This is a genomic window from Paraprevotella clara YIT 11840 (assembly GCF_000233955.1).
GTDB lineage: Bacteria > Bacteroidota > Bacteroidia > Bacteroidales > Bacteroidaceae > Paraprevotella > Paraprevotella clara.
Window position 1 is genome coordinate 1 of the sequence record NZ_JH376703.1, and the last position, 701, is coordinate 701.

Annotated in this window: 1 protein-coding gene and 1 pseudogene; both read right to left on the reverse strand. The window is 41.8% G+C overall.

Features of this window, described 5'->3' with window-relative positions; genetic code table 11:
- A pseudogene (locus tag HMPREF9441_RS17190) lies at nucleotides 1–377 on the reverse strand (recombinase RecA); the annotation flags it as partial.
- Between the two features lie 76 nt (nucleotides 378–453).
- Nucleotides 454–701, reverse strand: a 248-nt coding sequence (locus tag HMPREF9441_RS18850) for a hypothetical protein (RefSeq protein WP_008623627.1), incomplete at its 5' end; no start/stop codon positions are given.

A 701-nucleotide genomic window follows, 5' to 3' on the forward strand; every position in this document is an offset into this window, starting at 1 on the left:
GGTTGTGTAACCAATAGATTTTTGACATCTACGCCCAAACGCTGTGCGTATACAGGGTCAAAAGCGTGCTCAGCATCTATAAAAGCTGCTGTACCTTTAGCTTTTTGTACCTCGGCTATAGCGTGTAGGGTAAGAGTGGTCTTACCTGATGATTCGGGACCGTATATCTCAATTACGCGCCCTTTGGGGTAGCCACCTACACCGAGGGCTGCATCTAAGCCTATAGAACCTGTAGAGTATACTTCTACATCTTCTACAGGGCTGTCGCCTAAAGCGCGTACGGTTCCTTTGCCATAGGCCTTATCTAGCTTGGCTAAGGTTAGCTTGAGGGCTTCTCTTTTTTGTTCTTCTACACTGAGTTCTTTGTTCTTTGCCATTAGTGTTTACTTTAATAAGGTGCAAAAATAGTAATAAAATCAGTAAGCTACAAATATTTACTGATAGGCTTATGGGCTAAAGTGTCTGCCGTTTGCTTTGTTCTACTCTCACTACAAATAGTCCTATACCTAATCCGATGGCGAAAATGCCTAAGTCTTGCAGGTGCAGTGTGTTTGTTTCTTTGTAGAGAGCGCTAACAGTCATCAGACAGATACCTAATAATAAAAGAGCAGGGTAGACTTTAGTAAAGCTGAAATCTTGCTCTAAGCTGTTTAGACGGCGCAGACTAAACTGTCTCTTTCGTCTATAAATTGTATTAAAAT